We start from the raw sequence: 7,623 nt of genomic DNA, 5'->3' as shown, positions 1-7,623 counted from the left end.
CAACCTTGAAAACTTCATAATGTTCCCTGATAGCTCAGTCGGTAGAGCACTCGACTGTTAATCGAGTTGTCACAGGTTCGAGTCCTGTTCGGGGAGTCAAAGTCCCAGGAAGTAGGTTATACTTCTGAGATACACTTCATAACTTCCTGGGATCCTATATCTGGAGAGGTGTCCGAGTTGGCCGAAGGAGCACGATTGGAAATCGTGTAGGCGTCACAAGCGTCTCGAGGGTTCGAATCCCTCTCTCTCCGCCATCATTATTCTTTCTACATGGCCCGTTGGTCAAGGGGTTAAGACACCTCCCTTTCACGGAGGTAACAGGGGTTCGAATCCCCTACGGGTCATTTCTTCCCTTCATGATTTCAAGTTGATTTTGCTGAGTGACTTGATTTCTGAATGGGGGATCTGTTACAATATAACTTGTCTTTTCCCATGGAGGCTTAGCTCAGCTGGGAGAGCATCTGCCTTACAAGCAGAGGGTCGGGGGTTCGATCCCCTCAGCCTCCACCATAAAACTTCACCCCAAAGAGTGAAGCCTAAGTCTCTGAGGTATATTCCGATTACTTTTCGGGGACCCCATAATAAAATCTTATTATTGACGCGGGGTGGAGCAGCCCGGTAGCTCGTCGGGCTCATAACCCGAAGGCCGCAGGTTCAAATCCTGCCCCCGCAATTATCCTCTTTAAGAGGATGCAATCATTTAAGTGTGGAGCCGTGGTGTAGAGGCCTAACATGCCTGCCTGTCACGCAGGAGACCGCGGGTTCGAATCCCGTCGGCTCCGCCATTTAACTTCATATAAGGCTCGGTAGCTCAGTTGGTAGAGCAGAGGACTGAAAATCCTCGTGTCGGCGGTTCGATTCCGTCCCGAGCCACCATTCAACAATGTTGTTGAAGAGCCGGTGTAGCTCAATTGGTAGAGCAACTGACTTGTAATCAGTAGGTTGGGGGTTCAAGTCCTCTCGCCGGCACCACGTGGAGGCTTAGCGAAGTGGCCAAACGCAGCAGACTGTAAATCTGTTCTCTTACGAGTTCGGTGGTTCGAATCCATCAGCCTCCACCAGTTTCCTAGGGGCATAGTTTAAAGGTAGAACAAAGGTCTCCAAAACCTTTGGTGTGGGTTCAATTCCTGCTGCCCCTGCCACATTTTTTCACTTGATAACTTTATATTATGGCGGTCGTGGCGAAGGGGTTAACGCACCGGATTGTGGCTCCGGCATTCGTGGGTTCAAGTCCCATCGATCGCCCCATTTCTTTCTCAATCAAATATAGTGGGGATTAGCCAAGCGGTAAGGCAACGGACTTTGACTCCGTCATGCATAGGTTCGAATCCTATATCCCCAGTTTAAGCGGACGTGGCTCAGCGGTAGAGCATCGCCTTGCCAAGGCGAGGGTCGCGGGTTCGATTCCCGTCGTCCGCTCCATTCTATATTATGGCGCCATAGCCAAGTGGTAAGGCACAGCTCTGCAAAAGCTTTATCCCCAGTTCGAATCTGGGTGGCGCCTCCATTGATACTTCGCGGGAGTGGCGGAATCGGCAGACGCACAGGACTTAAAATCCTGCGGTAGGTGACTACCGTACCAGTTCAAGTCTGGTCTTCCGCACTTTTGATTAAAACTTTATATGTGCCGGTGTGGCGGAATGGCAGACGCGCTCGACTCAAAATCGAGTGGGGAGACCCGTGGAGGTTCGAGTCCTCTCACCGGTACCAACTGTGAAATTAAGCTCTTGGGATCAGGAATCCTAAGGGCTTTTTTATTGTTTAGGAAATTATGCTCGGTGGTGTAATCTGTGTCTACTATTCAGTCTAGCAGCAGAAAGTAGCGTTTTTTAGCCATGGTTGTACTTTATGAAGAGGCGACTTTGCTCGATATGCGTGTCGTCAAGTGAATAATAGACCGTTTTTCCAACCTTGCGCCGCTTAACAATTCTGAGGTTGCGCAAATATCGCAGTTGATGAGAAACGGCCGATTGACCCATTTCGAGGAGCACTGTCAGGTCGTGCACGCAAAGCTCCCTTTTTAGCAAGGCGCTGATGATTTTGACGCGCGTCGGATCGCTGAAAGCCTTAAACCAGTCGGCAAATTGAACCGCTGCCTGGTTATCGATAAGCTCCGCCTTGATAGCTTTTAAATCAACGAGTGTGCCCGAGCAGTTCGTATCACATTCTTTCGCTGTATTTATGGACTGTGTCATGGACTATCCCCTTCTGTAAGGCGTTTGCATCATTTTATCAAAAAAAGATTGGTTAAACGAAATTATTACAATTAAGCGACTGTTGTCATCACAATAACATATAAGGCTATAACGAGCAAAACGCTGAGCGAAACGGCGAGATACGCATTTTTGTTTTTTTGGAACAAGTAAAATATGGCGGCGATATATCCCAATGCAATAACAATATAAATAAAGATCATCGCATTTATGCGGAGCTGAAGCTCCGCATTTTCATAACCCTGATGAATCATAGGGATTGCTTGTCCATAAGGAAGGGCCAAAGCATTTAGGTATTCGGGCGCAACCGCATTTGTCAAGTAAAGTCCGGACAGTACAATGACCAGCATCGCGAGCGTTGCTGCGGGGTGGAACCATGACAGGAAGCGGCGCCAGGAGTGTACAGGTTTAAACCAACCTGCCACCAGCAATGTGCCGGACCAGATTGCAACCGCAAGAAAATGAAGCGTGTACGTAATGAGCCCTATATTGCCGTACCAGGCGACAAGGTGGTGTTGAATTCCAGCCGAATTTTGCCGATTGCAGTGTTTACCACTTCATCCTGCATTGGGGAAGAAGAGGTCAGCTTGGTATGCGCCGAGGTAATCGTTGGAGAGACAAAGGTAAACATCGTAATAAAGAAAATACTTTTCTCATAAAAATATCGCTCCGATCATGTGTTATAAGTTCAGATTCTTTCGCGAATAATGAAGATGCGAATTAAATATCATTGACATACACCATAGGGCGTGATCTATATATCCCCATATGATCATATATGAATAAGCGTTCGTGTGTAAATTATCCTTTGGAGCCGAGGAAAGCTTAGGGAAGGAATAGTTGATGTAAGGCTCCCCGGCAAACCAGACTCACGTTGCACAGCGCGGAAAGGAAATGAATATATAAACCGTTTTTGGGGAAATTAATCCAAATAAATGATTAAGGTGATCTATCGTGTGGTCGACAATCACAGAATATATCCCCGACTGGCCGACTTTCATGCTGGCCGGGGTTACTCTGCTCATTCCTCTCCTCATTTTTGCGTTGCATCGCTGGTTTCGCTCGATTGTCACGGATAAGCACGGGCGCTCAAGGGAAGGATTAACGACAGACCGTGTTTTTCTGGAAACTCATAATAGTACGGATTCGCAGCTGTCCGGCAAATATGAAACCGATCTTATGCATCTTAAAGAGACGATCGGCCAAAATGACGACGTTCATTTTCGAGAATACGAACTCGCCGGGTTTGGTGCGCGAGCGGTACTGATCTTTGTTGACGGTATGCAAGATGAACAGTTGATTAATAGCCACATTATGCAAGTGCTTATGCTGAAGTCGGATAACAGTGCGCAGCAAGGGATGAAGTTTCCCCCGGCGGAGGGGTTAGTTTCCTACTTCAAACAAAACCTACTGCCGGTTACCGAACTAACGGAAGTCGTTGGCAAACGGGAACTCAGAGAGTCGATTCTCGCAGGGTATACGGCTTTGATGGTTGAAGGAATGGCGTGCGCGCTGCTTGTGGGCACCCCCCGCGGGAAATCCAGGGCGATCACGGAGCCAACTTCGGAAGCGCTGCTGCGGGGGCCAAGATTGGGCTTTACCGAAATCCTGAGCGATAATACAGCGATGCTCCGGCTCCAAGGACGGACGGAACAAATGGAAATCAAGAAATACGTTGTCGGCAACGTAATCAAGCGAGATCTTGCGATCGTCTACATGAAAAACATTGTGAATCCGGAGTTGCTGCAGGAAGTGGAGCAACGCATCGCCAAGATCGATCTGGATTACATTGCCGAATCCGGCTATGTCGAGCAACTGATCGAAGACGACATCCTAAGTCCTTTTCAACAGGCGCAAAATACGGAACGTCCGGACCGGGTCATGAGCGCCTTGGTGGAGGGGAGAATCGCCTTACTCCTGGATGGAACCCCCTTTGCGCTCATTGTTCCGGTGACCTTCAGCATGCTGCTGCAGTCCCCGGAAGATTATTACGAACGATGGATGGCAGGGTCACTTTTACGGATGCTGCGTTTTGTTGCGGCATTTATGTCTCTCATAATTCCAGCGATGTATATTTCATTTATTTCTTTTCATCCCGGACTGATTCCGACGGAATTAGCCATTACGATTATCGAGGCACGCCAACGGGTTCCATTTCCGTCGTTGATCGAAGTATTAATCATGGAAGTTTCGATCGAAATTTTGCGGGAAGCGGGGGTTCGGCTGCCCAGGCCCATCGGCTCCGCGATGGGCATCGTCGGCGGTCTGATTATCGGAGAGGCCGCCGTTCAGGCGGGGATCGTTAGTCCGTTTCTGGTCATCGTCGTTTCGGTAACCGCCATCGCTTCCTTTTCGATTCCGATGTACAGTGCAGGAATCACATTGCGTATGTTGCGATTCGTAGGCATGTTTTTTGCAGCAGTACTGGGGATATTCGGTACGATATTGTTTTTTTTGCTGATTTGCAGCCATCTGACCAAGCTGGAAAGCTTCGGTGTGCCATATGTCACGCCCTTTTCGCCGATCCGTATCGGCGACTGGAAGGACTTGTTCGTCCGTGCGCCCTTGACATTAATGAAACGCAGACCCGAATTGTTGAAGACGGTCCGCAAACAACGCAGATCTTAAACCGAAAAGCTAGGAGGGGATCACTTGTTTATTCGCACCAACGACAAAATCACCTCATCGCAAGCGGTCATCTTTATGACCAACAGTGTTCTGGGAGCTGGCATTCTAACGTTGCCCCGGGATGTGACCGAAAAAATGCGTACCCCGGATTCCTGGCTGTCTGTATTGCTGGGAGGCGTCGTTGTGATGCTCGCGGTGCTGCTCATGGTCAAATTAAGCCAGCAGTTTCCGGGAAGCACGATTTTTGAGTTTTCTCAAAAAATTGTCGGGAAAGTGATGGGCAGTATAATGTCCCTCCTGATCACCGTTTATTTTCTGGTGTTGGCCGGATTTGAGATTCGCGCTCTGGCAGAGGTGGATATCTTTTTATTGCTGGAAGGTACCCCCATATGGGCTGTCATTATTCCGTTCATCTGGACGGCGGCCTATTTGATTTCTGGAGGAATCAACAGCATTGCCCGCTTGTGTCAAATTATTTTTCCTGTGAGTATCCTGATTTTGCTGCTTAGCTTATTTTTCAGCATGAGGATGTTTGATATCAATCACTTGCGGCCTTTTCTCGGTGAAGGATTGCCTCCGGTGTTCAATGGCTTGAAATCGACAATGCTTATTTTTGCGGGCGGTGAAGTCGTTTTGTATTTAGTTGGCCATATGGAGCACCCCGAGAAAGCGGTTAAGGCGATATTGGCTGGCTTGAGTATTCCGTTCGTTCTTTATTTTTGCGCCACCGTGATCGTCGTGGGAAGCATGTCGGTTGACGCCGTTCTAAGAAGCACCTGGCCGACGCTTGATCTTTTGCGAAGCTTTGAAGTCACCGGTTTGTTTTTTGAACGACTTGAATTTCCGTTTTTGGTCATCTGGTTAATGCAGATGTTTTGCAATTTCACTATCTTTTTCTTTACGACGGTCTTGGGCGTATCGAAAATAATGCGCATAAAATTCCCAACCGCGCTCTTTGCACTGATGCCGGTGGTTTTTATCGTCGCTCTTGTTCCCAAAAACATGAACGACTTATTTACGCTTGGCAGCGCCGTCGGAAACACCAGCATGATAATTTTCGCTTTAGTTACGATTCCGTTATCAACCGTATACCTAATTCGGAAGAAGGGACTCAAACCGAATGCGTAAGCGCCGTATTTTGTCGCTGTTTCTTGCCGCTGGCCTGCTTGCGTTGCAAACAGGTTGTTGGAGCAGTAAAGAAATTGAAGATTTAAGCTTGTATATCGGATTGGCCTTGGATGCGGGAGAACCGACGACCGTTGAACGGGAGCTGGAGAAACAAGGAGGAAATTATCCTAAGCGAAATCTGATTACGGCTACGATCCAGATCGTTCCGATGGGAAACTTCAGCAGCGACAAACAATCAGGGGGTCAAGGGAGGAAAAGCGAATTTCTGAATATGTCGGAAACCGGGGATTCTCTGTTTGAAATCATGCGGCAGTATTCGCTTCGCCTGAAGCGGGCGGTCATCGGCCAGCATTTGAAGGTGATCGTCGTATCTACTGAGTTGGTTCGTCAGCAGAGCATCGACAAACTGATGGATTTCGTGCTTCGCGATAACGATACACGCCCTAGCTGCATCGTATTATTGAGCAAAGGGAAGGCGAGAAAAACGCTGGAAATGACGCATTCCGGAGATCCCCCCGCTTTCAAGCTGAGGGACATGCTGCAAGAACGTTTTAGGACCGGCAAAATTATGAATGAGGTGAATCTGACCGAGTTGAATGAGAGGTTGGGCACCAAGCAGAGCTTTCTCCTGCAGGAGGTGTCTAAGTACGGTGGGGAAACGAAATTTACGGGAGCGGGGATAATCAAAGGGTCGACCGGCAAATGGATCGGCACATTGGATCAAACGGACGTGGAGAGCATTGCTTGGATTCAAGGCGATGTTGAAGGTGGGGTGATCAAAAGCTATGATTGGCGAAATGAAACGATCACTTACGAGGTTGAAGACGAGAAGACGCAAATCACCCCCCGGATCGAGGAAGGGCGGCTTTCGTTTCATGTCAAGATTGAATCGGAAGGGCGGTTAATCGAAAACTGGGATCTTGAGGAAGACCCCTCCAAAACCGAATTTTTGGAGAAAGCAAAGAAGATCTTCGAAAAAAGGCTAAACCAAATGCTCGAGACGACGATGCATAAAATGCAGTCAGAATATAAAACCGATGTGGCTGGGTTCGGCAACCGGTTGAGGATCACGCACCCTAAATACTGGAAGGAAGTCGAAAGCCATTGGGACGACGTTTTTAGCCGTACGCCGGTGACCTTTGACATCGACTTTACGATTACGGATTACGGTGCATCCAAGAAATGAACGACATCCTCGACAGCCCAAAGCAGGGCCAAAGGATCGATTGAATCCCCAACCGATTCTTTGGCCCTGCGATGTTGATTGTATCGGAAATTGTCGCCTTCGCTGAAGGTGTAGGTCACTTCTACGGAGCTGAATTCACCCGCAACGTCGCTGCTGACCATCTGAGATAAGCGTTCCCGGTGGAGACTTTGTAACGTCGGCACATCCAGCTGTTTTACTTTCCCGAAGTTTGGAAGCGCTTGTAATTTAGGCCAGCTGATTGTATTCTTGGACGCGGTTTCCACTGAGGATTGTGCCGATGCAGAGGTGGTACCAAAGGATAAGGACATGGTGCAGAATAAAATGAGACAAGTCATCGTTATTTTGCAAAACAAATGCGTTCACCTCGTATCCTCATATTAGGGTTATCGCTCGTAGACAGGTTCCTTGAAGCGCTGAATCACAAATCCCCTCCTTTTTTTACGAAAG

General features: G+C 48.3%; 7 protein-coding genes and 16 tRNA genes. 19 read left to right on the top strand and 4 right to left on the bottom strand.

Features of this window, described 5'->3' with window-relative positions; translation table 11 throughout:
• Nucleotides 1-23 precede the first annotated feature (23 nt).
• The 16 genes from M3G15_RS17895 (at nt 24) to M3G15_RS17820 (ending at nt 1,710) form a co-directional block, all read left to right on the top strand.
• Nucleotides 24-96: transfer RNA gene (locus tag M3G15_RS17895), tRNA-Asn, on the top strand.
• 66 nt (nt 97-162) lie between these two features.
• A tRNA-Ser gene (locus M3G15_RS17890) sits at nt 163-254 on the top strand.
• An 18-nt stretch (nt 255-272) separates the two neighbouring features.
• Nucleotides 273-344 (top strand) — tRNA-Glu (locus M3G15_RS17885).
• 90 nt (nt 345-434) lie between these two features.
• A tRNA-Val gene (locus tag M3G15_RS17880) sits at nt 435-510 on the top strand.
• Between the two features lie 89 nt (nt 511-599).
• Nucleotides 600-673: transfer RNA gene (locus M3G15_RS17875), tRNA-Met, on the top strand.
• A gap of 35 nt (nt 674-708) precedes the next feature.
• Nucleotides 709-785 (top strand) — tRNA-Asp (locus M3G15_RS17870).
• A 15-nt stretch (nt 786-800) separates the two neighbouring features.
• Nucleotides 801-876, top strand: a tRNA-Phe gene (locus M3G15_RS17865).
• A 20-nt stretch (nt 877-896) separates the two neighbouring features.
• Nucleotides 897-972, top strand: a tRNA-Thr gene (locus tag M3G15_RS17860).
• 3 nt (nt 973-975) lie between these two features.
• Nucleotides 976-1,061, top strand: a tRNA-Tyr gene (locus M3G15_RS17855).
• 7 nt (nt 1,062-1,068) lie between these two features.
• Nucleotides 1,069-1,142 (top strand) — tRNA-Trp (locus M3G15_RS17850).
• 30 nt (nt 1,143-1,172) lie between these two features.
• Nucleotides 1,173-1,248, top strand: a tRNA-His gene (locus M3G15_RS17845).
• Between the two features lie 22 nt (nt 1,249-1,270).
• A tRNA-Gln gene (locus M3G15_RS17840) sits at nt 1,271-1,342 on the top strand.
• 5 nt (nt 1,343-1,347) lie between these two features.
• Nucleotides 1,348-1,422, top strand: a tRNA-Gly gene (locus M3G15_RS17835).
• A gap of 11 nt (nt 1,423-1,433) precedes the next feature.
• A tRNA-Cys gene (locus tag M3G15_RS17830) sits at nt 1,434-1,507 on the top strand.
• Nucleotides 1,508-1,517: 10 nt separating this feature from the next.
• Nucleotides 1,518-1,603 (top strand) — tRNA-Leu (locus M3G15_RS17825).
• Between the two features lie 23 nt (nt 1,604-1,626).
• A tRNA-Leu gene (locus M3G15_RS17820) sits at nt 1,627-1,710 on the top strand.
• Nucleotides 1,711-1,829: 119 nt separating this feature from the next.
• Here the strand turns inward: M3G15_RS17820 and M3G15_RS17815 are convergent.
• From M3G15_RS17815 to M3G15_RS21720, 3 genes are all read right to left on the bottom strand, one after another.
• Nucleotides 1,830-2,195, bottom strand: a complete 366-nt coding sequence (locus M3G15_RS17815) for an ArsR/SmtB family transcription factor (RefSeq protein ID WP_009224686.1) — start codon at nt 2,193-2,195, stop codon at nt 1,830-1,832.
• Nucleotides 2,196-2,266: 71 nt separating this feature from the next.
• The gene (locus M3G15_RS17810; protein ID WP_260071651.1) at nt 2,267-2,638 is read right to left on the bottom strand and encodes a hypothetical protein; all 372 of its coding nucleotides are present in this window, start codon (nt 2,636-2,638) and stop codon (nt 2,267-2,269) included.
• A 59-nt stretch (nt 2,639-2,697) separates the two neighbouring features.
• Nucleotides 2,698-2,844: a copper resistance protein CopC gene (locus M3G15_RS21720; RefSeq protein ID WP_397376641.1), complete on the bottom strand. Its 147-nt coding sequence runs from the start codon at nt 2,842-2,844 to the stop codon at nt 2,698-2,700.
• Nucleotides 2,845-3,167: 323 nt separating this feature from the next.
• Between M3G15_RS21720 and M3G15_RS17805 the strand changes: the two genes are divergently transcribed.
• From M3G15_RS17805 to M3G15_RS17795, 3 genes are read left to right on the top strand one after another with little or no spacing between them, the layout of a single operon-like run.
• Entirely contained in the window at nt 3,168-4,841 is a 1,674-nt protein-coding gene (locus M3G15_RS17805; protein WP_260071650.1) for a spore germination protein, read from the top strand.
• Between the two features lie 24 nt (nt 4,842-4,865).
• On the top strand, nt 4,866-5,969 hold the full coding sequence (locus tag M3G15_RS17800; protein WP_260071649.1) for a spore germination protein: 1,104 nt from the start codon (nt 4,866-4,868) through the stop codon (nt 5,967-5,969).
• Nucleotides 5,962-7,155 (top strand): Ger(x)C family spore germination protein, encoded by a 1,194-nt coding sequence (locus tag M3G15_RS17795; protein WP_260071648.1) that lies wholly within the window; start codon nt 5,962-5,964, stop codon nt 7,153-7,155. The genes M3G15_RS17800 and M3G15_RS17795 overlap by 8 nt, the downstream gene beginning before the upstream one ends.
• On the opposite strand, the gene M3G15_RS17790 is transcribed toward M3G15_RS17795, so the two are convergent.
• Nucleotides 7,134-7,529, bottom strand: coding sequence for a hypothetical protein (locus tag M3G15_RS17790; RefSeq protein WP_260071647.1), 396 nt, complete (start codon nt 7,527-7,529; stop codon nt 7,134-7,136). The two genes, M3G15_RS17795 and M3G15_RS17790, sit on opposite strands and share 22 nt — an antisense overlap.
• Nucleotides 7,530-7,623 lie beyond the last annotated feature (94 nt).

Origin of the sequence: Paenibacillus sp. p3-SID1389 (genome assembly GCF_025151705.1) — a bacterium.
Taxonomy (GTDB): Bacteria; Bacillota; Bacilli; order Paenibacillales; family Paenibacillaceae; genus Fontibacillus; species Fontibacillus phoenicis.
The sequence above is the reverse complement of the archived record's forward strand: the minus strand, read 5'-3'. Positions and strand labels throughout refer to the sequence as shown.

Coding starts and splice junctions, on each gene's coding strand:
- M3G15_RS21720 (WP_397376641.1), bottom strand. CDS start 2,844: ATGTTTACCTTTGTCTCTCCAACGATTACCTCGGCGCATACCAAGCTG.
- M3G15_RS17795 (WP_260071648.1), top strand. CDS start 5,962: ATGCGTAAGCGCCGTATTTTGTCGCTGTTTCTTGCCGCTGGCCTGCTT.
- M3G15_RS17815 (WP_009224686.1), bottom strand. CDS start 2,195: ATGACACAGTCCATAAATACAGCGAAAGAATGTGATACGAACTGCTCG.